Here is a 26987-nt window from a genome sequence, read left to right as displayed (position 1 = left end):
ATAAAGGACTTAAAGCAAGTCCTTTGTAATTAGCTATGACAAGGAATAGAACACATACTCTTCTCCTCTTTTTGTTATTTGTAAACTTTTTGTTTTCACAACAGATTGTTACGGACAACACACTTACTCCGCAACAACTTATCCAAAATTTGGTAGGTGACAATTGTGCTACTGTAAACAATATTTCATCACCTTATAATGGTAGCGTAAACAATATCATAAGCTATGGAAATTTTGACAGAGGCACTTCCAGTTTTCCTTTAGAAAGCGGTATCGTTTTATCTACAGGAAGCATAACAAATGCTGGTAACTCTATTATAACAGATAATCTTAATGATGGTAATATCAATTGGGAAACCGATCCTGATGTGTTGAACGTTCTCGGTATTGACCGAACACTCAATGCTACTTCCATTCAGTTTAATTTTAGTACCGCTAATAACTTTGTAGCTTTTAAATATTTATTCGCTTCTGATGAATACCAGCAAGAATACCCTTGTAATTTTCAAGATGTATTTGCTATTCTTATAAGACCTGCTGGTAGTGCTGACCCTTTTGTTAACATTGCATTGGTTCCAGATACAACTACCGAAGTTAGCACTTATACCATTCACCCAAACATCAATGGATTTTGTGAGGCTGTTAATGAAGATTATTTTCAGGGTTATTATAACCTGCCTGCAACTAACTTCAATGGTCAAACTACCGTATTAATGGCTAATGCCGAGGTTATTCCTAACGAGGTCTATGAAATTAAATTTGTAATTGCTGACCATATCGACCAACGTTTTGATTCTGCCGTATTTATTGAAGCAGAAGGTTTTGGTGGCTCTATAGATCTTGGGCCTGACCAATCGGTGTGTGGTAGTAACTTAACCTTAGATGCCGAGATTGACAATCCTTCGGCTGTGTATTCATGGTTTTTGGATGGTAATCTCATTGCTGGTGAAACCAATCCTACACTACTGGCTGACCAATCGGGTTCTTATAGTGTTGAAATTTCCATTCCTAGTTCTACGAACAACTGTGTACTAGAAGATAGCATTGAGATCGAGATCATCCCTTATCAAGAAGCAGCACCTATTGATGACCTCTCTGTATGTGATCCTGCACCTAGCGATGGGATTTATCAGTTTGATTTTCCGTTATTGAAGAATGATGAGATTTTAGCTGAGTTGCCTTCTAACAATTATAACATCTCTTATCATTTAAGTATAGATGATGCTCAAAATAACCTTAACCCTCTGGTTGGCATATACCAAAACACAGAACAGGAAGAAATCATTTTTGTTAGAATTGAAAGCTTGAATGGTGACTGTTTACAAATTGGAAGTTTTAATATTTCAGTATACTTATCACCTGAAACTAATGAAATTACTGTTGAAGTTTGCAATGGTACCATAACAGAAATAACCTTCACAGATCTAAGCGCTCTAGATTTTATCGTATCTAACTATCAGCATAATACTACTGTTACCTATTTCGAAACTGAGGATGATGCCATAAACACTATAAATTCTATCACAGATTTTCCTGACTTTGAGAATGAACCAGACGCCTTTTTTGCTCGCGTAGAAAGTGATTTTAATAGTTGCCCATCAATTGTACCTGTTAATTTATCTTATGTATCATCACCAGAGATAAGTAATGTTATTATAAATCATTGTATAGACCCTAATTATAACGAAACAGTAAATGGCGAAACTGTAGACTATTACAGCTTAACAACAGATTATAATGCTATTGATATGAGAGATGCCTATATAGATGCTAATCCAGAATATGAAGCCATATTAGCATTAAGAATATTAGACCATCCTAACTTCCCAATTTTACATGTTTCTGACCCTGTATTTAATTTGCCTATCACTGTTAGATATGTTGATGAAAATTGTCCAAAAACCATATCCATAGAGATTCACAAAAACTTATTATTTAATGTTTTAGGGGAAGAGACTCTAATTTCTCAATGTGACGATGCTTCTAATGATGGAATTATTGATATAGATTTAGCTGAAATTACTGAAGATCTAAAAAATGGTTATGATGACATAGAACTTACGTATTACGAAACCGAAGAAGACAGAACACTACTAAGTAATGCTATAGATCCTAGTTCTACAATATCAGTAGCAAATAACCAAAGTATTTTTATTAGGTCTACTTATGGTGATTGTTTTTATAATTCTAAAATATCTTTTGAAATTGAACCACTTTTTAATCCACAACCCGTAACAATAGATTATTGTGGAAACACCAACTTGGATACAAATACCACAACGGTCTCAATTCCATCGTTGATTGACGAAATTCGTTTAAGTTTAAATACAAGCTTAAATTCGGCCACAACTGTAGAGTTATACTTAACTCAAGAAGATGCAGAAAACCAAGAAAATCGCCTTGAAGAAGAGTATGACATAAATGGAGACCAGCAGCAATTTTATGTACGAGTTACAGATACTTTTTCTCCTAATCAATGTTATAACTTTACGACAGCTCAAGTAAACATAACCAATTCTATAAATGCGGTAAATCCTAATCCTATTGTTGTATGTGATGAGGATCAAGATGGCTTTTACAATGTTAATCTACTGAGTGTTATTCCAGAAATTACAGACGGAACTGATAATCTCGTATTCTCTTTCTTTGAAAGTTATAACAATGCAGCAGATAATATAAATCCTATTTTAAATCCCGAAAACTATACTACAGACACAAAAGAGATATTCATAAGAGCTGAGATTGACGGAATGAGCTGTTTTACCGTATTTCGATTCGACGTCCTCATCTACGCAGACCCACAGTTAAATACCATTTCCAACCTTATCAATTGCGAAGTCAATCCTAACGTGCCTGCTGAGTTTATTTTTGAAGATAATGACGCTCAAATCATAGGTAACCAACAAGGTATGCAAGTCCTCTATTTTGAAACCGAAGACGATGCCATTGACAGAGAGAATGCCATTGACAAAACAGTGCCTTACTTTAACGTTTCCAATCCTCAGACCATCTACGTTAGGCTCGAAAATGAAGCTGAAAACGGTTGTTTTAAAGTAGCTCCTATGGTAATTGAAGTGAGAGAAACACCAGATTACAATATACCTACCGATATTTTTGAATGCGATGTTAATAACACTGGGCTGGCAACAACAAACCTTAGCAATACAATCAACGAAATTGAACTTGGTAGCACCACTCCTCTCAATGTATCGTTTCACCTAACACCTCTAAATGCTGAGATTGGTACTAATGCCATTGCGCTAAATCACACAGCAACAACGAATCCTCAGATTATCTATGCCAGAATTGAAAATGCCAATTCCGGTTGTTATAGTATTGAAACCTTTAACCTCAACACACTGTCATTGCCTGAGGTGACTTATGGACAATCCTTAGTTGCTTGTGGTAATAATTACGACACTTCTGTTGAATGGAATTTAACCGAAATTGAACTCAATATCTTAGATGGCAGACAATACAATATTGACTTTACTTATTTCAATTCCGAAGATGATGCTCAGAATAATGTGAATGCTATTGCCAATCCTACGGCTTATACAAATACTAGCAGTCCAGAGACAGTGTATGCCAGAGTTCGTAATGCAACTACGGATTGTTTCTCGGTTGTTCCTTTTGAACTGATTATCAACTCACCTCCTGAAATCAATCAGTTTGGTGTTTATGATATCTGTGATAATGACACCAATACTATAAACTTGCACGATATTGATTTGTTGTTGGTTGATAACACCTTTAATATTTTGATTAGTTATTATCAAAACATAGACGATGCCGAAAATGATAATAATGCCTTAAGTACAGATTACATCTATACAAATACTATTGAAAATCTCGTAGCAAGAGTTGAATATACTACAACAGGTTGTTATGCGGTTTATCCTTTTGAATTACGCGTTAATTCACTTCCTGTTGCCAATCAACCTAATAACATAGTAGAATGTGATGATGATTTTGATGGGTTATTACTCGTTGATTTATCGCAACAAGACACTTCAATTCTTTTAGGTCAAAATCCTGATGAGTTCTTAGTGAGTTATTTTACTTCTGAAACTGATGCTATTGAAAACAGCAATAGCTTAGCCAATCCATATATAGCTTCAAACAATGAGATTATTTTTGCAAGGGTTGATAATGGTGTGACGGGTTGTTTCAGTATTACGCAATTTTCGGTCATTATAAATGACAAACCTTTTGTTGATATTGATGATCAGGTACTTTGTCTCAACGATTTTCCTTTGGTCGTCTCTGCCGAAACTAACAATCCTTTGGATAGCTATGAGTGGTCTACCAATGAAAACGCCTCATCAATTGAGATTACAGCTATTGGATCCTATTCTGTAACGGTTACTAACGAATTTGGGTGCCAAACCACGTCGACATTTTCGGTTTCAGAATCTGACTCTGCTGAAATTGATGTTGTCGAGACCGTTAATTTTGCCGACCCTAACAATATTATCATTACGGTGACTGGTATTGGCAATTATCTCTATCAATTAAACGACCAGCCTTTTCAGACTTCGGGTACCTTTTACAATGTGCCTATTGGTTACAACACCGTAACCATTATTGATCAGAATGGTTGTGCTCAGATTACTAGAGAGGTTTTGGTGATTGATACTCCTAAGCACATGTCTCCTAATGGTGATGGCCAATACGATACCTGGCACATTACTGGTGTAGAAACGCTTCCTGGTACAGTAATTTATATTTTTGACAGGTATGGTAAGCTTATAAAAACCCTTTTACACACTTCTCCTGGTTGGGATGGCTCATACAACGGCAATCCTATGCCTGCTGGTGACTATTGGTACACCGCCAAAGTGAGACAAAACGACAACTACTTCGAAATTAAAGGGCATTTTGCTTTAAAACGTTAAATACACACATACAGTAAATTATTTATCGATATTAAAGAAAACATTAGATTTTTTCTATCTTTGATTATAGGATTATTATAGTAGCACTGTTTTACTCCTTAAAAAAAAGCTATGACAAGGAATAGAACACATACTCTTCTCCTCTTTTTGTTATTTGTAAACTTTTTGTTTTCACAACAGATTGTTACGGACAACACACTTACTCCGCAACAACTTATCCAAAATTTGGTAGGTGACAATTGTGCTACTGTAAACAATATTTCATCACCTTATAATGGTAGCGTAAACAATATCATAAGCTATGGAAATTTTGACAGAGGTACTTCCAGTTTTCCTTTAGAAAGCGGTATCGTTTTATCTACAGGAAGCATAACAAATGCTGGTAACTCGGTTATAACAGACAATCTTAATGATGGTAATATCAATTGGGAAACCGATCCTGATGTGTTGAACGTTCTCGGTATTGACCGAACACTCAATGCTACTTCCATTCAGTTTAATTTTAGTACCGCTAATAACTTTGTAGCTTTTAAATATTTATTCGCTTCAGATGAATACCAGCAAGAATACCCTTGTAATTTTCAAGATGTATTTGCTATTCTCATAAGACCTGCTGGTAGTGCTGACCCTTTTGTTAACATTGCATTGGTTCCAGATACAACTACCGAAGTAAGCACCTATACCATTCACCCAAACATCAATGGATTTTGTGAGGCTGTTAACGAAGATTATTTTCAGGGCTATAACCTGCCTGCAACTAACTTCAATGGTCAAACTACCGTATTAATGGCTAATGCCGAAGTTATACCTAACGAGGTCTATGAAATTAAATTTGTAATTGCTGACCATATCGACCAACGTTTTGATTCTGCCGTATTTATTGAAGCAGAAGGTTTTGGTGGCTCTATAGATCTTGGACCAGACCAATCGGTGTGTGGTAGTAACTTAACCTTAGATGCCGAGATTGACAATCCTTCGGCTGTGTATTCATGGTTTTTAGATGGTAATCTCATTACTGGTGAAACCAATCCTACACTACTGGCTGACCAATCGGGTTCTTATAGTGTTGAAATTTCCATTCCTAGTTCTACGAACAACTGTGTACTAGAAGATAGCATTGAGATCGAGATCATCCCTTATCAAGAAGCTGCGCCTATTGAAGACCTCTCTGTCTGTGATCCTGCACCTAGCGATGGGATTTATCAGTTTGATTTTCCGTTATTAAAAAATGATGAGATTTTAGCTGAGTTACCTTCTAACAATTATAACATCTCTTATCATTTAAGTATAGATGATGCTCAAAATAACCTTAACCCTCTGGTTGGCATATACCAAAACACAGAACAGGAAGAAATCATTTTTGTTAGAATTGAAAGCTTGAATGGTGACTGTTTACAAATTGGAAGTTTTAACGTTACAGTAAGTGCAACTCCAAGTACAGGTGATTTTTCACTTTTTGTATGTAATGATACTATTGCTGATCCTGGTGTTTCTAATCTCAATATGTTTAATATTATAATGGCCGATGGTGAATTAGAAAGAACTGTCACCTATTTTTTGAACGAAGAAGATGCTACAAACAATGTTAATCCAATTACAGAGTTTCCAAGTTTTAGTGAAGAACCATCATATATTGTCGCAAGAGTTGAGTTTAATAACCAAACCAATAGCTGCTTCTCTTTGGGATATATATACTTTGACTATATCACACCACCTGATTTATATACTGATACACTAATCTTAGATGCGTGTGTTGATCCAGATTTTGAGGGAACTATTGATGATATAGACTATACATATAGCACACTACCTGTGTTTTTTGATATCGAAGGTTATTTTGACCTTATTGAAACATCCATATTCCCTGGATCCTCTGTTAGATTAAACGCTTTAATGTTTTTAGGCAACCCAATGTCCTATACTTTAGAGCAAAATTCTACATTTACTATTCCATTGGCAGTGTCTTTTGATAATGGTAACTGCTACAGCCCTGTAACTCTTAGACTATACAAAAATTACCTCTATGAAGTTATTGGGCCAGAAAACACCATTACTAAATGCGACGATCAGTCTAACGATGGTATTGAAGATTTCAGCTTTGATGACATAAGAGAAGAACTTTTGGAGAATATAGATGCAGACTATTCCTCAAATGTATATTTAGCATATTACCTCACAGAAGACGACCGAAGTAATGGAGTTAATGCTATAGACCAATCTATTCCTTTTACTGCAACCAGTCAAGATGAATTGTTTATAGATGCTTATTATACTTTTAATGGAGTTGTTTCATGTAGAATAAATTCAAAAGTGAATTTTGATGTAATTCCTACAATAAATTTAGATCCTGTTTCAATAGATTATTGTGGAAATACAGATCCAAATACAAATACTACAACCGTAATTTTAGAAACCATTACTGATAACATTCGAGAAGATTTTGCAAATACTTACAATATTATTGCTAATGTAAACATCTATGAAACATTTGAGGATGCTGAAAATTTATCCAACCCATTAGAAGAAACGTACAATTTAAGTATTGGACAATCTTTATTTATTAGGGCAACTAATGCATTTACTGGTTGTTATGACATTACCACATTAGAGTTTAATATTACTTCTGCTATTGAGGCAAGTAACCCAGAACCTTTAATAATTTGTGATGAAGATCAAGATTTATGGTCTACTATTAACTTAGAAAATACTTTAGTTGATCTTTATGCGAATAATCCAGATGTTACTTTTTCATTTTATGAGTCTTTTGATGATGCTATAGATGAGCTACATGAAGATTTAGCCATAACAAACCCAAGCAATTACAACACCTCAAGCAAGGAAATATTTATAAGAGCTGAAATTGAGTCTGAAAACTGTTTTAGTATTCTAAACTTTGACATCCTCATCTACGCAGACCCACAATTAGATACCGTTTCTAACTTTATCAATTGTGAAGTTGATCCTAACGTGTCTTCTGAGTTTATTTTTGAAGATAATGATGCTTCCATCATCGGCAATCAACAAGGTATGCAAGTCCTCTATTTTGAAACCGAAGACGATGCCATTGACAGAGAGAATGCCATTGACAAAACAGTGCCTTACTTTAACGTTTCCAATCCTCAGACTATTTACGTTAGGCTCGAAAATGAAGCTGAAAACGGTTGTTTTAAAGTAGCTCCTATGGTTATTGAGGTAAGGGAAACACCAGATTACAATATTCCTACAGATATTTTTGAATGCGATGTTAATAATACTGGTCTGGCAACAACTGACCTTGGCAATACTATCAACGAAATTGAACTTGGTAGTACCACTCCTCTCAATGTATCGTTTCACCTAACACCTCTAAATGCTGAAGTTGGCACCAATGCCATTGCGTTAAATCACACGGCAACAACGAATCCTCAGATTATATATGCCAGAATTGAAAATGCCAATTCTGGTTGCTATAATGTTGAGACTTTTAACATCAATACCCTTTCCTTGCCTGAGGTAACTTATGGACAATCCTTGGTGGCTTGTGGTAATAATTTTGATACTTCTGTTGAATGGAATTTAACTGAAATTGAACTCAACATTTTAGATGGTAGACAGTACAATATTGACTTTACTTATTTCAATTCCGAAATTGATGCGCAGAATAATGTGAATGCTATTGGCAATCCTATGGCTTATACAAATACCAGTAGCCCTGAGACAGTGTATGCTAGAGTTCGTAATGCCACTACGGATTGTTTCTCAGTTGTTCCTTTTGAGCTGATTGTCAACTCTCCTCCTGAAATCAATCAGTTTGGTATTTATGATATCTGTGATAATGATACCAATACTATAGACTTGCACGATATTGATTTGTTGTTGGTTGATAATACCTTCAATGTTTTAATCAGTTATTACCAAACTGTAGACGATGCCGAAAATGATAATAATGCTTTAAGTACAGATTACATCTATACAAATACTATTGAAAATCTCGTAGCAAGAGTTGAATATACTACCACAGGTTGTTATGCGGTTTATCCTTTTGAATTACGCGTTAATTCACTTCCTGTTGCCAATCAACCTGATAACATAGTAGAATGTGATGATGATTTTGATGGGTTATTACTCGTTGATTTATCGCAACAAGACGCTTCTATTCTTTTAGGTCAAAATCCTGATGAGTTCTCAGTGAGTTATTTTACTTCTGAAGCTGATGTTATTGAAAACAGCAACAGCTTAGCCAATCCATATGTAGCTTCAAACAATGAGATTATTTTTGCAAGGGTTGATAATGGTGTGACGGGTTGTTTCAGCACCACACAATTTTCGGTCATTATAAATGACAAACCTTTTGTAGCTATTGATGATCAGGTGCTTTGTCTCAACGATTTTCCTTTGGTCGTCTCTGCGGAAACCAACAATCCTTTGGATAGCTATGAGTGGTCTACAAATCAAACTGCTTCTTCTATTGAAATTACATCTATTGGGTCTTACTCTGTAACCGTAACCAATGAATTTGGTTGCCAAACCACATCTACATTTTCTGTAACGGAATCTGACTCTGCTGAAATTGATGTTGTCGAGACCGTTAATTTTGCCGACCCTAACAATATTATCGTTACGGTGACTGGTATTGGTAATTATCTCTATCAATTAAACGACCAGCCGTTTCAGACTTCGGGAACCTTCTACAATGTGCCTATTGGATACAATACCGTAACCATTATTGATCAGAATGGTTGCGCTCAGATTACCAGAGAGGTCTTGGTGATTGATACTCCTAAGCATATGTCTCCTAATGGTGATGGTCTGTACGATACCTGGCATATTACTGGTGTCGAAACGCTTCCTGGTACAGTAATCTATATTTTTGACAGGTACGGCAAACTGCTGAAAACGCTCTTACATACTTCTCCTGGTTGGGATGGCTCATACAACGGTAATCCTATGCCTGCTGGTGACTATTGGTACACCGCCAAAGTGAGACAAAACGACAACTACTTCGAAATTAAAGGACATTTTGCGTTAAAACGTTAGTTATAACCTATACTTAACACTTTTTAATATTATCTATATGTATCTTTGCATTCGCTAAAAATTGAGATGAAGCAGATATTAAGATTAGTCGCTTTTTTTATTTCTCTATCTACGTACTCGCAGAATATTGTTGTAGATAGCCAAACCTATACTCCACAGCAACTTATAGAAGATATATTAATTGATAGTAATTGCATTACCAATATTAATGTAACCAATGTTGTTGGTGGTGATTTTGGAGGTAATGATCAAAGCTATGGCTATTTTGATGCCACAGGAACAAGTTTTCCTTTTGAAAGCGGTATAGTTTTAAGCACTGGTAGGCTTATAAATGTACCTGGTCCAAACGATAGTTTAAGTGATGATGACGCAGCAAATTGGGCTGGAGACATAGATTTAGAAACTGCATTAAATGAAAACCAAACTTATAATGCCACAATATTAGAATTCGATTTTACTGCTGTTGCATCACAGGTTAGTTTCCGTTATTTATTTGCTTCAGAAGAGTATCAAGAAAACAATTCTAATAGTTGTGAGTATTCCGATTTATTTGGCTTTTTAATCCGACCTACAACTAGCCAAAATCAATACGAGAATATTGCTTTAGTACCGGACACTACTATTCCTGTAAAAGTAACAACTGTGACTCCTGGTGTTCCTGGATCTTGTCCTCCTCAAAACGAAATCTACTTCGGCTCATACAATGGAACTAATTCACCAATAAACTTTAATGGTCAAACAGCTGTTTTAACTGCCACAGCAAATGTGGTTCCCAATCAGTCATATCATGTAAAGCTTGTTATTGCAGACGAGCAAAATTATCGTTACGACTCAGCTGTTTTTCTTGAGGCTGGTAGCTTTCAATTATCTACAGATTTAGGTCCAAACAGACTTATTGCTACTGGAAATGCATTGTGCGAAGGCGAAACTTTAGAGCTTAATGCTAATAATCCCTCGTTAAGTTCATATAGTTGGTACAAAGATGGTGTTTTACAAGAAACAACACCTAACTGTTTAAACTGCGGATATTATACAGTAACAGAACCTGGAACTTACAACGTTGAAGTCACTATTTTAGATGACTGTATTTCCTACGGAGACATTATTGTCGAATACGCTCCTGTCCCACTCGGTCAAGACTCAATTTTAACGGAATGCGATGTAGATACTGATGGTTTAACAACTTACAATCTGTTTGATGCTGAGAGTGATTTAACCATTAACAACAATGATTTAATTGTTTCAAATTTCTTCTTAACGGAGGATGATGCCTTAAATGATATCAACCCTATAACTGATCCAATAAGTTTTCAAAATACGGAAGCCTTTCAAAATGTATTTGCACGTGTTGTTAATACTGCAAATTGTTTTGATGTTGTTGCTCTAGAATTGCAAACTACAAATACTATAATTTCAATTCCAGATTTGGGAGCTTGTGATGGCATGGAAATGGATGGATTTGCCACATTCACGTTGAGCAATATTGAAGCTTCCATTATCGCTCAAATTCCCACAGGATCTGAAGTAAGTTATTTTGAAAATCTTGATGATGCGCTAAACGAAAGTAATTCTTTACCAAATAATTACACCAACATAACAGCTGATACACAAACCATTTTTGTAAAAATTAAAAACGATAATCAGTGTTTTAGCATTTCAACAGCAAATCTGAATGTACTTTACACTCCTGTATTAGAAGCAGACGAAACCTTAATTTATTGTACAAATACGTTTCCTGAAACTATTACACTTCATGGTGGAGTTTTAAATGATTTACCAAACAATTACTACTATGAGTGGTACTTTAATGGTGCTTTGACAGATGTTGACACCTCATTTAATGACATCAATGAAGCCGGAAACTACACGGTAATTGTAACCGATCCTAACGGTTGTTCATCAAGCCGAACACTAACAGTAAATGCATCTGAAACTGCTATTGTTGAAAGTATTTCCATTGAAGGTATTTCGCCAAATAATACAATTACCGTTAATGTTATTGGCTCAGGCTTTTACGATTATGCCATAGACGATATAAATGGCTTTTACCAAGAAAGCAATGTATTTACTAATGTCCCTGAAGGTGAGCATACGATTTATATAAATGATAGGAATGGCTGTGGCATCGTTGAAGAAACCATAACAATAGTCGGTATCCCAAAATTCTTTACACCAAATGGTGATGATGTTAATGACACTTGGCAAATTGTTGGCACCAATACAAATCTCAACCAAATTGAAAGCTTAGAGATTTTTGATCGCTACGGAAAAATAATGCTGCAATCCTATTCTGGTGGTTTTAGTTGGGACGGAAATTATAAAGGCAATCCTATGCCTTCAAGCGATTATTGGTTTATCTTAAAGTTTAGACTAGACACTTCAAACTACGAAATTAAAGGTCACTTCGCTTTAAAACGTTAATTGATTACTGCCAATCTTTATCGTAAATTTGTGCTATGCGCTTTAAGATAGAATCAGAATTTAAACCTACAGGAGACCAACCCGAAGCTATAAAACAATTAGCTGGTGGCATTACACAAGGTGAACGCTACCAAACCTTACTTGGTGTAACGGGATCTGGAAAAACATTTACCGTTGCCAATGTCATAGAAGAAGTACAACGACCAACTTTGGTATTGGCGCACAATAAAACCTTAGCTGCGCAATTGTACTCTGAGTTCAAACAGTTTTTCCCTAATAATGCTGTTGAATACTTTGTATCCTATTACGACTATTACCAACCAGAAGCTTATATTCCTGTTTCTGGTGTTTATATAGAAAAAGATTTATCTATAAACGAAGAAATTGAGAAGATGCGATTGAGCACAACCTCTTCTCTACTCTCTGGACGTCGTGATGTGCTGGTTGTTGCATCAGTGTCATGTTTGTATGGTATTGGTAATCCTGTTGAATTTCAAAAAAACGTAATCACACTAGAGCGCGATCAGGTCATTTCAAGAACCAAACTTTTACATCAGTTAGTTCAAAGTTTATACTCTCGTACGGAAGCCGAATTTAAAAACGGAAACTTTAGAATAAAAGGAGATACTGTAGATGTCTTTCCTGGTTATTCTGACAATGCGTTCAGAATTCATTTTTTTGGAGATGAGATTGAAGAAATTGAAGCCTTTGATCCGTATTCTAATGAAGTGATTGAGCGTTATGATCGTCTAAATATCTATCCAGCCAACATGTTTGTAACCTCACCTGATGTGCTGCAAAATGCCATTAGAGACATACAAGATGATTTAGTAAAACAACACGATTATTTTAAAGATATAGGCAAACATTTAGAAGCCAAACGTCTTAAAGAACGAACTGAGTTTGACCTTGAGATGATTCGTGAGTTAGGCTATTGTTCTGGGATTGAGAATTATTCGAGATACTTAGACGGCAGAGCTCCTGGCACAAGACCGTTCTGTTTGCTTGACTATTTTCCAGATGATTATTTAATGGTTGTAGACGAAAGTCATGTTACCATTTCGCAAGTGCATGCCATGTATGGTGGTGATAGAAGTCGTAAAGAAAATTTGGTAGAATACGGTTTTAGATTGCCTGCTGCCATGGATAACAGACCTTTAAAATTTGAAGAATTTGAAGCGTTGCAAAATCAGGTCATTTATGTTTCAGCTACTCCAGCCGATTACGAATTACAAAAAACAGATGGAGTTTACGTTGAGCAAGTCATTAGACCTACAGGCTTATTAGATCCAATTATTGAGGTACGTCCTAGCTTAAATCAGATTGATGATTTAATTGAAGAAATACAAGAGCGTGTAGAAAAAGACGAACGTACTTTAGTTACAACATTAACAAAGCGTATGGCAGAAGAATTGGTAAAATACTTAACACGCATTGCCATTCGTTGTCGTTATATTCACAGTGATGTAGACACTTTAGAACGTGTTGAAATCATGCAAGATTTACGTAAAGGAATTTTTGATGTTTTGGTTGGTGTTAACCTATTGCGAGAAGGTTTAGACTTACCTGAAGTTTCTTTAGTGGCTATTTTAGACGCTGACAAAGAAGGTTTTTTACGTTCTAATCGTTCTCTAACCCAAACTGTTGGTAGAGCAGCGAGAAACTTAAATGGTAAAGCGATTATGTATGCAGACACTATTACCAAGAGTATGCAACAAACCATAGACGAGACTAATTACAGACGCGAAAAGCAAATTGCTTACAACACAGTAAATAACATAACACCAAAGGCATTAAACAAAAGTTTAGACAGCGCTTTAGCTAAAAACTCTGTTAGCACATACAAAACAGAACTCGATGCCAAATTAGCAGCAGAACCAGAAAGCGAATACCTAACTAAGGCTCAACTCGAAAAGAAAATAAGAGAAAAGCGCAAGCAAATGGAACAAGCCGCAAAAGCATTAGACTTTATGGAAGCGGCTAAATTTAGAGATGAAATTACAGCTTATCAAGAAAAACTAGAAAAGCTAAAAGTGAAATAGTGTCTAGTGTCTAGTGTCTAGTGTCTAGTGTCTAGTGTCTAGTGTCTAGTGTCTAGTGTCTAGTGTCTAGTGTAATTAATCATTTTTACTATACACTTCTCACTTCAATAATTACTTTATACTCATAATTTTTACACTTTACACTTTATACTAAATACTCCACACTAGTTATACTGAACCTTAAATATATCAATTAAAAAATCAGGAGGAACAATTTTGTTAGGAAAACTGTCCATTAAATCTAAAACTCTATTTATAGATTCATGGCTCAAGCCCATACGTAATCCAAAATTATGAATCTTTGCCAACTGTTTAGGAGAAACCTTGTGGTCTAAATTCATTAAAAGTACCAATCTATGAAACTGAACAATACGCTCACTATGCGTTTTTAAATGCACATAAGTCACAGGATGTTTAAAAAGATATTCAAAGTCTTCTTTAGAAATATCCAGTTGCTTGGCTATACTAAATAAGAAGTTATACTCAATAGTCTTTATATTTTCATCTGTCTGAGCAAAAGCTATCATCTCAGAAAGCAAACTCAATTTTTCAGCACGGTTGATCATTTGTAGAGGGAATTAATTAACGTTGTAAAGTTACAGAGGTACATTATTTTATTGTCGTTGATATAATGTATCTTGTCGAAAAATTAAATGTACTTAGTCGGTAATTTTAAACTTTTATCAAGCTCTAAAGCCTATAATAGCATGCGTTTCAGCCATTTTTTATTAATTTTTTATCTACTATTTTGCTTTAAAACTGAAGCGCAAAGTACTGCTTCTAAACAGGTTACAACTTTTACTATAGAAGCACCTCAACTCGATACTCTAAAAACAATTTGGGTGTACTTACCAAAGAATTATAAAAATTCTGAAAAAGCGTATCCTGTGGTTTATATGCATGATGCTCAAAATTTATTTGATGATGAAACGTCCTATGTTGGAGAATGGAAAGTAGATGAATACCTAGATACGCTTACACAAAACGAAAGTATTATTATTGGTATTGAGCATGGTAACGAAAAGCGTATTGATGAGTTAACACCTTATAAACATGAAAAATACGGAGGTGGTCATGGCGACACCTATATTACGTTTATAAAAAACACACTTAAACCTCACATAGATGTTGCCTACAGAACACAACCTGAGGCTGAAAACACTACAATTTTCGGGTCATCACTTGGAGGACTCATATCTTTTTATGCGGCTATTAAATATCCTGAAACCTTTGGTAAAGCTGGTGTATTTTCACCTTCTTTTTGGTTTAGCGAAAAGATTTACGATTTAGTAAAATCTGTTGACATATCTACAACTTCAAAATTCTATTTTTTAGTTGGTGATAGAGAAAGTGACACAATGGTACCAGATTTAGACAGAATGGTAGAATTATTAAAATCTAAAGGAGTTAACGACAATCAAATAGAGAGTCACATTATAAAGGACGGCCAACATAATGAGAAATTATGGTCAGAAAATTTTGCAGCAGCTTATGATTGGCTATTTACAAAACAAGACTAAATTATGACAAATAACGATATTTTTAAAAAGCTAAGAGTTGCTCATAAACTTAGAGACGAAGACATTGTAAAAATCTTAGAACTTGTAGATTTTAGAATTTCTAAAAGTGAACTTAATGCTTTTTTCAGACGTGAGGATCACCCTAAATATATGGAATGTGGAGATCAGATTCTAAGAAATTTCCTCAACGGATTAATTATCCATTTAAGAGGTCCAATGCCAAAACCACAAAAAAAGAAGGAATAAATTATCAACTTGACAAAAATAAACGCTTGATTTTTTTGTTTTAAACTAAGCCCATATATTGTACTATTAAAGTTGATTTTTAGCATGTTTGATACCTCTTCAAATTATACTCCATTGCTAGATATTTCTGCAGAGGAAATAAAAGCACTTAATCAAAAATACAAACCGTTATCAGCACAAGAGCGTATAAAGCAATTGTATATAGATTTTGACATTGCTGATATTATGCTCACCAGTTCGTTTGCAGCGACTTCAGCATTTTTGTTAAAATTGATTTCAGACATCAATAATAAACAAGAAGTGTTTTTTATTGATACAGGTTATCATTTTGAAGACACACTAAAATACAAATCTACTTTAGAGAAAAAATACAACCTCAACGTTACCTCTATTTCTGCAATTAAGGAAGAACACGAGTTTACAACCAAAGATGAAACCTGGAAAAAAAATCCGGATTTCTGTTGTTCTATAAACAAAGTTCAACCTTTGGAAACCATAAAGAAAAAATACAAAGTTTGGATATCTGGTTTAATGGAGTGGCAAAGTGACCACAGAGCAACCTTGGATATCTTTGAAGAACGTGGTAATATTTTAAAGTTCTACCCGCTTTTGGACGTTAGCAAAGAAGAACGAGATGCTTTTATAGAAGAACACAACCTTCCTTTCCATCCTTTAGTAGCTAAAGGTTATAATTCTATTGGCTGTAAGCATTGTACAGTTCCAGGCGAGGATAGAAGTGGTCGTTGGAATAACAACCCTAAAACCGAATGTGGTTTGCATTTATAAAAAAAGAGCAACTATAATAGTTGCTCTTTTTTACAAATAATCAAAAAATTAAAGTCTTTCTGATTTTAACATCTTTATTGGTATAGTGTAATGCTCAACACCATCTACGATAACATCATTAGGGATTTTCTTGTAGTTTAATCTACTTTTAATATAGTTCTCCACCTTTTTGTCTTTGGTGTCTACAGACAACACGACAATTTCTTTATCCTTATTTATAGCTATTTCTACCTTGGTATTTATATCTTCATTTAATTGAAAATAAGGACGTTCTAATAATTTACTAACCGTTTCTGAAATTAGATTAGGTTCATCAACCTTTTCGGAAAGGTTTGTGCTTGCTGAAACAGTACTACTAAACGCAATGATAGCGACTAGCACTAACATTTTTAATGTTTTACTCACGTCAAATATATTGACGCTTTTGTTTTCGTGATTTTTTTTCAAAAAGTTCATAATTATTCGTTTTTATATGATTGATACTTAAAAGACTAAAGTTAATCATAGACTGTTACAACTATTAACACAATTTAACGTTGATTAGCATATTTTAACAATAAAAAAAGCGCCTTAAAATAAGGCGCTTTTCTAATTTTATAATCTCAATCCTTCCTTAAGAAAGAACTTCTTGCACTTTATCAGCAGCTTCCTGGAATTCTGTAGCACTTAGTACATCTAAACCAGAGTTATCAATTAAGTCTTTGGCAATATCTGCATTGGTACCTTGTAAACGTACAATGATTGGTACATTAATGTTACCCATGTTTTTGTAAGCATCAATAACACCTTGTGCTACTCTATCGCAACGTACAATACCGCCGAAGATGTTAATTAAGATTGCTTTTACGTTAGGATCTTTTAAAATGATTTTAAAAGCAGCTTCTACTCTAGCAGCATCAGCAGTACCACCAACGTCTAAGAAGTTAGCTGGCTCACCACCTGCTTGCTTAATTAAATCCATTGTAGCCATTGCTAAACCAGCACCATTTACCATACAACCAACATTACCGTCTAGGTCTACATAGTTAAGGCCTAATTCACCTGCTTCAACCTCAATTGGGTTTTCTTCACGCTTATCGCGTAATTCAGCTAAATCTTTATGTCTGTATAGTGCATTAGCATCTAAAGTTACTTTAGAATCTACTGCCATAATTTTGTCATCACTTGTTTTTAAAACAGGATTGATTTCAAATAAAGAGGCATCAGATTTTACATATGCAGTGTAAAGCGACGTTACAAACTTTGTCATTTCTTTAAATGCTGTACCTGATAATCCTAAATTAAAAGCTACACGACGTGCCTGGAATGGCAAAAGACCTAATGCTGGATCTATTTCTTCAGTAAAGATTAAGTGAGGTGTTTTCTCTGCAACTTCCTCGATATCCATACCGCCTTCAGTAGAATACATAATCATGTTTTTACCACTACCTCTATTTAAAAGTACAGACATGTAGTATTCTTCTGGTTCGTTATCACCTGGATAATATACATCTTCAGCAACTAAAACTTGGTGTACTTTTTTACCTTCTGCAGAGGTTTGTGGTGTTACCAAATTCATTCCGATGATTTGACCAGCAAGATCTTTAACCTCATCTAAATTTTTGGCAAGTTTTACACCTCCACCTTTTCCACGTCCACCAGCATGAACCTGAGCTTTAATAACATGCCAACCTGTGCCTGTTTCTTCAGTTAATTTCTTAGCTGCTTCTACAGCCTCATCAGCACTTTGAGCCACAATTCCGCGTTGAATGCGCACTCCAAAGCTGTTTAGTAATTCTTTTCCTTGATATTCGTGTAAATTCATGTGTGATCTGAAATTAATTCGTTACGCAAAAATACATATACGCTTAGTTTAAACCAATAATTTTTGGGTTGAATTTTTAATCCTTTTTTTTAAATGAATGTACTATGATTTATTCAAGTTTTTTATAATAGAAAAAGCACTATCTACATAAGCGTCTTCAACCACAATTGTAAACTCATTAGTTGTAGAAATAACCTCGTATAATGCCACATTTTGCCATGCTAAACGCTTCAAAATTTGATAATACAAACCAGCAACTGTCGTATTGCTTTTTGGTAAGGTGAGACTAATAGCAGATAGATTTTCTTTTACAGCAATACACTCTTCATTTTTAAAACTCTCTTGTACCGAAGTTCTTTCGGAACTAGAAATAATAATATTACTTTCTAAAATACCTCTTGTAAAGGTGTAAAACACATTACTCTTATCTTTTATTTTAGTAAGAATTGCTGCCTGACTATCTATTAAGGTATTTGAATTTTTATACGTAAAGTCACTTAAATTAGAACGCAAGGTAATATCTCCCAACTGCCCTAAAAGTGTATCTAATTTATAATAAGGCTTACTGACCTCTAAACGATCTTTAAAGCGTCGCAATGCCATCATAATAGCACCTGTTTTTACTGGCTTTCCTAATTTTTTAGACACTTCATTTTGCAACGCTTCTGCCAGTGCTGAATAATTAATAATTTCTTTTGCTAGACCTTCTTCTAAAAAGGGTTGTTCTAATACAATACTCTCTACACAAGATGCAATTGTCTTCATTTTGTTAATTATTTAACTTAATGTGTAAAATTAGTGAATATTCAACAATAAATTCCTTTTTAAAGTACCTAACTCTATGTTTGTGCTCTCATTTAAAAGAAATTAATGGACAACAATACATTACTACAAATTGCTAAAGAATACGGAAGCCCAGTTTATGTTTATGATGCTGAAAAAATCACATCACAATACAACCGTTTAACCAAAGCTTTTAATTCTGTAAAGAATCTAAGAGTTAACTATGCAGTAAAAGCACTATCTAACATATCTGTACTTAAGCTATTTAACAGTATGAGTTCTGGATTGGATACAGTTTCTATACAAGAAGTACAACTTGGCTTAAAAGCAGGTTTTAAACCAGAAGATATTATTTATACTCCAAATGGAGTTTCTTTAGAAGAGATTGAAAATGTTGCAGAATTAGGTGTTCAAATTAACATAGACAACCTTTCTATTTTAGAACAATTTGGCTCTAAACATCCAAAAATACCAGTTTGTATAAGAATAAATCCGCATGTTATGGCTGGTGGAAACACCAACATTTCTGTAGGTCATATTGATAGTAAATTTGGGATTTCAATTCATCAAATTCCTTTATTGCTTCGTATTGTAGAAAATACAAACATGACCATAAATGGTATACACATGCATACTGGTAGTGATATTTTAGACATTGATGTGTTTTTGTATGCCAGTGAAATTTTGTTTGAAACTGCTAAGAATTTTAAAAATTTAGAGTTTATTGATTTTGGTTCTGGTTTTAAGGTTCCTTACAAAAAAGGGGATATAGAAACCAATATTGAAGAACTTGGCAAAAAATTATCTAAACGTTTTAATTCGTTTTGTAAAGAATACGGCAAAGAACTAACTCTCGCATTTGAGCCTGGTAAATTTTTGGTGAGTGAAGCTGGTGTGTTTTTAGCAAAAGTGAATGTTGTAAAACAAACAACATCTACAGTTTTTGCGCAGATAGATTCTGGTTTTAATCATCTTATTAGACCTATGCTTTATGGATCGCAACATGAAATCGTAAACATCTCTAACCCAAAGGGTCGAGAACGCTTTTACTCTGTTGTAGGCTACATTTGTGAAACCGACACCTTTGCTAATAACAGAAGAATTTCAGAAATAAACGAAGGTGATATTTTGTGTTTAAAAAATGCTGGTGCGTATTGTTTTACCATGGCCAGCAACTATAACTCACGTTACAGACCTTCTGAAGTTTTGATATATAAAGGCAAACCTCAACTCATACGACAACGAGAAACCTTTGAGGATATCTTAAGAAATCAACTTGAAATTGCTATGTAAAAGTTGAGAGGCGTTGCTAATTGCAACGCTTTTTTTATACCTTTAAGCAATAGGTAATTCATCAATTAAAGATATATGAGTGGTTTTGATATTGTCATAGTTATTTCGGTAATCTTATTTGCTAGACTCGGAGTCCGCCTAGTATCAAAATACTTACAGATGAAGAAAGATAAAAAGAATGATAAACGGGAACCATGATTAGTGTCTTTAGAAAAATTAGAAAACAGTTCTTCTCTAACAAAGTAAGCAGTTACCTTTTATATGCTATAGGTGAAATAGCATTGGTTATGATTGGTATTTTGCTTGCACTATATGTTAATAATTGGAATGAAAACAGAAAACTAAAATCAGTAATCAACAACACACTCAGTACTATATCTTATGATCTTGAAGCTGACACTCTATCTGCTAATACCATTATAGAATTTTATAAAAAAAACCTTGAAGACAGTAATAGAATATTAAATAATGAAATTACTCCAGATAACTACATGGATTGTCTAAACTGCTTTAGTCTTGTAACTATCTACCAACCATTTTCTATACAAACCAAAGGTTTTGAACAATTAAAACGACTAACCGATGAAACTAATACGCAAAAAGATAGCCTTATTTCTGACATTACCAGACTATATTCTGTTTACACTCCCTTAATTGAAAAGAGTAATGACCGCATGGAAACCATTGTAATGAAAAACTTTTATGAACTTGAAAAATTTCCTTGGTTTATAGATTTAGCCACAAATAATTTAAGCGAAGAGGTCATAAAATATTATACTACAAGTGAAGATTATAAAAAGCGTGTCGCGTCACACAGAATGCTTGCTGTTGGTAACCATCTAGGCGCAACCCAAAAGTATAAGGAAGATGCTATTGAATTAATAAATAGAATAAACAAAAGGCTTAATAAATCTCAATAAATCTGCTTTTAATCCTTTATCTCTTTCATCTCTAAAGTAGTTTCTACTCCATACTTATCTACTAAGTATACTAAAGCTGTCATGGTTGCAGCACCTAGTTCTAATTCGCGTTTGTTAACGTGCTCAAAAGTATCATTGGCAGCATGATGATGATCAAAGTAACGCTGAGAGTCTGGTCGTAAACCTGCTAACAAAATTCCATCATCTTTAAGCGGTCCTATATCAGCACCACTGTAGCCTTTTTCAAAATAATGGATTAAATACGGTTTAAAAAGTGGTCGCCAAGCGTCAATTTTCTGTAGCATTAATTCACTACCATCAAAACTAAAGCCTCTTGGTGTAAAACCACCTGAATCACTTTCTAAAGCAAAAACATGTTTTTCTCCGTTTGCTTTTGCAACTTCAGCATATTTACGTCCACCACGTAGTCCATTTTCTTCATTCATAAAAAGAACAACTCTAATGCTACGCTTTGGTTTAATGCCACTTTCTTTTAGTAGTCGCAACACATCCATGGATTGTACAACTCCTGCTCCATCATCATGCGCTCCATCCCCTAAATCCCAAGAATCTAAATGACCACCAACCACAATATATTCGTTTGGAAATTCGCTTCCTGTAATCTCACCGATAACATTATAAGACTCTACATCATCAAATTGTTGGCAACTCATTTCAAAGAAGAACTCCAAATCGTTATTCGCTTTTAGTGCCTCACTTAGTTTTACAGCATCGTTTGTACTTATCGCTGCAGATGGTATTCTTTTTTCCACAGGTAAATCTCCATAACTCATACTACCAGTATGCGGATAATCGTCTTGTCTAGAACTCAACGAACGTACAATAGTTCCAACTGCACCATACTTTGAAGCTTCAGCCGCTCCTCTGTAACGTTCTACAGAACAGCCTCCATAGGCTTCAAATGTGTTGATTAAATCTGGTTGCAAAGCTCTATTGATAAAGACGATTTTACCTTTAATATTGGCTTCACCTAAGCTTTCCAAATCCTTATAGCTACTAACTTCTATAACCTTTGCCTTTAAACCTTTTTCTGGAGTAGCAACAGAACCACCTAAAGCACAAATATTGACTTTACTTAGTGCTTTATTAGTAACAAAATAAGCCATTTCTTTTTCACCTCTCACCCATTTTGGCACCATAACAGGCTGTAACCAAACTTTATCTAATCCAAGTTTTTCTAGCTCACTTTTTGTGTATTGCACTGCAAGCTCTGCATTGGTTGAGCCAGACAAACGACCTCCAATAGTATTGGATAAATAGTCTAGCCATTCATAACTTTTTCCGTTGGTTAAAGACGTTTTGTAAATGGTTTTTAATGTTGCTTCATCAGATTGTGCGAATACACAAAACGAACTTAACATAAAGCCTAATACAAAAACCTTTAATTGAATATTTAGAACTTTATTCATTCTCTAATTCTTGTTTATACAAACCTATATTTGCCTTTTCTTCTGCGGGAAGTTCTGGCTCTTTTATATCTGTGTAAGTTTTTAATGTATCGTATAAAATTTTTGCCACCAAATACCTTGCTGTTGGTTTATCATCAGCCGGAATATTAAACCAAGGTGCATGCGGTTTTGAACTTTTGTTTAAAACCTCTTCGTAACATGACTGATACTGATCCCATAGTTTGCGTTCGTCTAAATCATCTGCAGAAAACTTCCAATTTTTGGATGGCTTATCCAGACGTCTCAGCAATCTATTTTTTTGTTCGTCTTTTGAAACATTTAAAAAAAACTTAAAAATAATAGTTCCATTATCTGCAATGTGCTTTTCAAAATTGTTGATTTCTTGAAAGCGTCTTTCCCAGAAAGCTTCATCAACATCATCAACACTGTTAATATCTGGCATATTTTCATACATCAAATATTCAGGATGAACTCTGGTTACTAAAACATTTTCATAATGTGTTCGGTTGAAAATCCCAAATTTACCACGTGCTGGCAATGCGATATAATGTCTCCACAAATAATCGTGTTTTAATTCAATATCTGTAGGTTTTTTGAAACTGTGTGCATCAATTCCTCTGACATTAAATTCTTTAAAAACTTCACGAATCAAACTGTCTTTTCCTGCGGTATCCATACCTTGGATACACATTAACACCGCATATTTTCCATGGGCATACATCGTATTTTGAATATCTGCCAATTCTTCACTTACCGTTCTTAGCTCGCGTTCAATTTTCTTTTTATTGACTCCTAGATCATAAAATGTTGGTAAATCTTTAATGCTGACTTGGGACTTAATCCTAAAATCTTCTATGTTGATATCTTTCATGTGTTAATATTTATTTTGAAGCAAAGGCTTTTACATCAGCCTCACTAACTTCTTTTTCACCTAAAATGATTAAACGCTCCACAACATTTCGTAACTCTCTGATGTTTCCTGTCCAATCATAATTTTGGAGCAGCTTTATCGCTTTATCAGAAAAGGATTTTTTAGCATTACCTTGTTCCTCTGAAATTTTATTGGCGAAATAATCTACTAACAAAGGAATATCTTCTCTCCTATCATTAAGCGCTGGTACTTCAATTAAAATCACCGCTAATCTATGGTACAAATCTTCTCTAAATTTACCGTCTGCGATTTCTTTCTTTAAGTCTTTATTGGTTGCTGCAACAACTCTAACATTTACTTTTATATCCTTATCACTTCCTACACGTTGAATTCTACTTTCTTGTAACGCACGCAATACTTTAGCTTGTGCAGAAAGGCTCATATCTCCAATTTCATCTAAGAAAATTGTTCCGCCATTGGCTGCTTCAAATTTACCAGCTCTATCTTTAGCTGCAGAAGTAAAAGCGCCTTTAACATGACCAAACAACTCACTCTCAATAAGCTCACTTGGAATGGCTGCACAGTTTACCTCAATCATTGGTCCTTTGGAGCGTTCGCTCTTTTGGTGTAACCAATGTGCCACCAACTCTTTACCTGTACCGTTTGGTCCCGTAACCAAAACTCTAGCATCTGTAGGTGCTACTTTATCTATCATGTCTTTGATACGAGCAATAGCATCGCTCTCACCAATCATTTCGTAGTTTTTGCTTACTTTTTTCTTAAGTCGTTTGTTTTCTACAACAAGTTCTTTTCGGTCTAAAGCAATACGAACTGTGTTTAATAATCGGTTTAAATCTGGTGGTTTAGAAATATAGTCAAAAGCTCCTAAACGCATTGTATTTACAGCTGTATCTAAATCCCCATGACCAGAAATCATAACCATTGGTATTTCTGGTTTCATTTTTTTAACAGCTTCTAGCACTTCTACTCCATCCATTTTTGGCATTTTGATATCACATAACACCAAATCAAAATCGTCTTTTTTAATTTTTTCTATACCTACTAAACCATCTTCTGCTTCTTCGACCTGGTAACTATCACTTTCTTCGGAAAGTATCTTTACCAACACTCTGCGGATTGCAGCTTCATCTTCAATTATTAATATTTTAGACATATTTATATTTTAAATTTTAATCCTGTTCTTAAATAAAAAGCGTTTACATCATTTAGCTTAAAAACCTCATCTCTATTTTCATCTCGCAAGGCATTATTTAACCTAAATGTATAACCTGTGTACATATACGCTACTAAGTGTTTTGTAAAACAATATTCATACCCAAGTCCACCAACAGCTAAAGATAATGATATATTATCTACTTGTTTTCCGTTAACTTGCTGTGGACGTTGCAAATGTGCAAAATAGCCATCTAGACCAGTAAATACCTGCAACATATTTTTTTCATTGAAAAAATACTTAATATTAGATTTAGGCACACCAGCATTAAAAGACCAGTTTTCATTAACACGCCTGTAATAGCTTATAAAAGGCAAAGGAATTGGCAGCCCAACAGTAGAATTATAGGTAAGACCTAAAACCAAACGATATGGTTTTTTAGCACTTTCATCTTTTGTTCTATCATGTATTGCAAAAACACCTCCATTAAGAAAAAAATCATCAGAAGTTAATTTATTGGTTAATGTTGAAGCAATTCTTGGATTGAATTTTAATCCCAAACGCCATTTATTACTCGATTTAAAGGTATAACCTATACTAAAATCAATAATATTTATAGTCTCTAAAAGTGAGGTATCAAAAGGGTAATCATCCTCTAAATTCAGGATAACTCTATTATACTCCGCGCCTAAAACCAAGTAACAATCTTTACTTGTCTCTATTGGGTAATTAAACAATGCTCTCAGCCTAGTATATTGGTCTTCGGACTTATTATTAGGAATAAACGAATATTCTAAACGTGCTAAATCTGTAAGCTGCGCTTTTGCAGAATACACACAACACATTATTACAAGAATAAGCATTGTATGACATTTCTTAAAGCGTAAAAACATATAAACTCTATTTCTTTTCTATGATGTGAATATCGCGTTGTGGGAACGGAATGGTAATATTGTTTTCTCTAAATAGTTTATCAATCTCAAAGCGAATATCGCTTTTAGGAAAAGATGCTTTAAAACTATCGTTTAAGGTAAATATTACTCTAAAATTAAGCGCACTATCACCAAAATCTGTAAACAGCACTAATGGTTCAGGAATTTCAATCACATCTGGATGTGAACTTGCTGCCTGAAGCAACAATTTTTTAACCAACTGCACATCACTACCATAAGCAACTCCAACATCTACACTTTCTCTGGTTAAGGTTCCGTTTTGTGTCCAATTGTATAACGAATTGGTCAAATACAAGTGATTAGGAATTACCAATACTTTGTTATCTATAGTTACAGCTCTGGTTGTTCTTAATTTAATCTCTTCTACACGACCTACTTTTCCTTCAATTTCAATAATATCACCTACATGAACAGATTGATCTATAAGAATAAACACTCCAGATATTATATCTTGAAACAGGGTTTGCAACGCTAAACCAACACCTATTAATAGTGCTGCTGATGCAGCAAAAACAGCTGTAACATTAACACCAACTGAGTGTAAGGTAACGAGTAAAATTATAATATAAATTAACCATCTAAAGTAGCTGTAAACCACATTGAATTTACCCTTATCTTCTTCTGGTAAGTTTCTGGTAATAATCCTAAGAAGTATTTTTAAAACAACAGTTGTTATTACAATGGCCGTAATAACAATTAGCATATCAAAAATTGAAATGCTAATGTCTTTAGTAAAGTCTATATGCAGACTAAGAAAGTTCTTGGTATTTTCCCATACAGAGCTTTCGGTTATTTTTTCTTCTATTTCACTTAGTCCTTGCATACTATCA

At 34.4% G+C, this 26987-nt stretch carries 18 protein-coding genes; 9 read left to right on the top strand and 9 right to left on the bottom strand.

From position 1 onward, the window contains the following. Nucleotides 1–35 precede the first annotated feature (35 nt). From MST30_RS09920 to uvrB, 4 genes are all read left to right on the top strand, one after another. The gene (locus tag MST30_RS09920; protein WP_243471252.1) at nt 36–4898 is read left to right on the top strand and encodes a T9SS type B sorting domain-containing protein; all 4863 of its coding nucleotides are present in this window, start codon (nt 36–38) and stop codon (nt 4896–4898) included. Between the two features lie 111 nt (nt 4899–5009). Next, a complete protein-coding gene (locus tag MST30_RS09915) occupies nt 5010–9914 on the top strand; it encodes a T9SS type B sorting domain-containing protein (RefSeq protein ID WP_243471251.1) in 4905 nt (1634 codons plus the stop codon). Nucleotides 9915–9980: 66 nt separating this feature from the next. Further along, nucleotides 9981–12335, top strand: coding sequence for a choice-of-anchor L domain-containing protein (locus tag MST30_RS09910; protein WP_243471250.1), 2355 nt, complete (start codon nt 9981–9983; stop codon nt 12333–12335). Nucleotides 12336–12370: 35 nt separating this feature from the next. Continuing rightward, complete coding sequence (gene uvrB, locus MST30_RS09905; RefSeq protein WP_243471249.1) at nt 12371–14377, top strand: excinuclease ABC subunit UvrB; 2007 nt, start codon at nt 12371–12373, stop codon at nt 14375–14377. Nucleotides 14378–14541: 164 nt separating this feature from the next. Here the strand turns inward: uvrB and MST30_RS09900 are convergent, their stop codons facing one another. Then, nucleotides 14542–14943: a TerB family tellurite resistance protein gene (locus MST30_RS09900; RefSeq protein ID WP_243471248.1), complete on the bottom strand. Its 402-nt coding sequence runs from the start codon at nt 14941–14943 to the stop codon at nt 14542–14544. A gap of 141 nt (nt 14944–15084) precedes the next feature. On the opposite strand from MST30_RS09900, the gene MST30_RS09895 reads away from it, so the two are divergent. From MST30_RS09895 to MST30_RS09885, 3 genes are all read left to right on the top strand, one after another. Then, entirely contained in the window at nt 15085–15897 is an 813-nt protein-coding gene (locus tag MST30_RS09895) for an alpha/beta hydrolase (RefSeq protein ID WP_243471247.1), read from the top strand. A 3-nt stretch (nt 15898–15900) separates the two neighbouring features. Continuing rightward, nucleotides 15901–16143 (top strand): DUF1456 family protein, encoded by a 243-nt coding sequence (locus MST30_RS09890; protein WP_243471246.1) that lies wholly within the window; start codon nt 15901–15903, stop codon nt 16141–16143. Between the two features lie 84 nt (nt 16144–16227). Then, the gene (locus MST30_RS09885) at nt 16228–16929 is read left to right on the top strand and encodes a phosphoadenylyl-sulfate reductase (protein ID WP_243471245.1); all 702 of its coding nucleotides are present in this window, start codon (nt 16228–16230) and stop codon (nt 16927–16929) included. Between the two features lie 48 nt (nt 16930–16977). On the opposite strand, the gene MST30_RS09880 is transcribed toward MST30_RS09885, so the two are convergent. From MST30_RS09880 to MST30_RS09870, 3 genes are all read right to left on the bottom strand, one after another. Next, nucleotides 16978–17316: a hypothetical protein gene (locus MST30_RS09880; protein ID WP_243471244.1), complete on the bottom strand. Its 339-nt coding sequence runs from the start codon at nt 17314–17316 to the stop codon at nt 16978–16980. 226 nt (nt 17317–17542) lie between these two features. Next, entirely contained in the window at nt 17543–18733 is a 1191-nt protein-coding gene (gene sucC, locus MST30_RS09875; RefSeq protein WP_243471243.1) for an ADP-forming succinate--CoA ligase subunit beta, read from the bottom strand. Between the two features lie 102 nt (nt 18734–18835). Continuing rightward, entirely contained in the window at nt 18836–19498 is a 663-nt protein-coding gene (locus MST30_RS09870; protein WP_243471242.1) for a hypothetical protein, read from the bottom strand. A 105-nt stretch (nt 19499–19603) separates the two neighbouring features. On the opposite strand from MST30_RS09870, the gene lysA reads away from it, so the two are divergent. Continuing rightward, entirely contained in the window at nt 19604–20809 is a 1206-nt protein-coding gene (gene lysA / locus MST30_RS09865) for a diaminopimelate decarboxylase (protein ID WP_243471241.1), read from the top strand. A gap of 194 nt (nt 20810–21003) precedes the next feature. Further along, a complete protein-coding gene (locus MST30_RS09860; protein WP_243471240.1) occupies nt 21004–21729 on the top strand; it encodes a DUF6090 family protein in 726 nt (241 codons plus the stop codon). A gap of 8 nt (nt 21730–21737) precedes the next feature. Here MST30_RS09860 and MST30_RS09855 read toward each other — a convergent pair whose 3' ends face one another. From MST30_RS09855 to MST30_RS09835, 5 genes are read right to left on the bottom strand one after another with little or no spacing between them, the layout of a single operon-like run. After that, nucleotides 21738–23159: a M20/M25/M40 family metallo-hydrolase gene (locus MST30_RS09855; protein ID WP_243471239.1), complete on the bottom strand. Its 1422-nt coding sequence runs from the start codon at nt 23157–23159 to the stop codon at nt 21738–21740. Further along, nucleotides 23152–24030 carry a PPK2 family polyphosphate kinase gene (locus tag MST30_RS09850; RefSeq protein ID WP_243471238.1) on the bottom strand — a complete coding sequence of 293 codons (879 nt, stop codon included), beginning with the start codon at nt 24028–24030 and terminating at the stop codon, nt 23152–23154. Before MST30_RS09850 ends, MST30_RS09855 begins: the two co-directional genes overlap by 8 nt. A gap of 10 nt (nt 24031–24040) precedes the next feature. Further along, nucleotides 24041–25204 carry a sigma-54-dependent transcriptional regulator gene (locus MST30_RS09845; RefSeq protein WP_243471237.1) on the bottom strand — a complete coding sequence of 388 codons (1164 nt, stop codon included), beginning with the start codon at nt 25202–25204 and terminating at the stop codon, nt 24041–24043. Nucleotides 25205–25206: 2 nt separating this feature from the next. Next, nucleotides 25207–26067: a DUF6268 family outer membrane beta-barrel protein gene (locus MST30_RS09840; RefSeq protein ID WP_243471236.1), complete on the bottom strand. Its 861-nt coding sequence runs from the start codon at nt 26065–26067 to the stop codon at nt 25207–25209. A gap of 37 nt (nt 26068–26104) precedes the next feature. Beyond that, a complete protein-coding gene (locus MST30_RS09835; RefSeq protein WP_243471235.1) occupies nt 26105–26980 on the bottom strand; it encodes a mechanosensitive ion channel family protein in 876 nt (291 codons plus the stop codon). Between the last annotated feature and the right edge of the window lie 7 nt (nt 26981–26987).

The sequence above is a fragment of the Winogradskyella sp. MH6 genome, assembly GCF_022810765.1.
GTDB lineage: Bacteria > Bacteroidota > Bacteroidia > Flavobacteriales > Flavobacteriaceae > Winogradskyella.
Note: the sequence above shows the minus strand (reverse complement) of the source record. Positions and strands in the feature narration are given on the sequence as shown.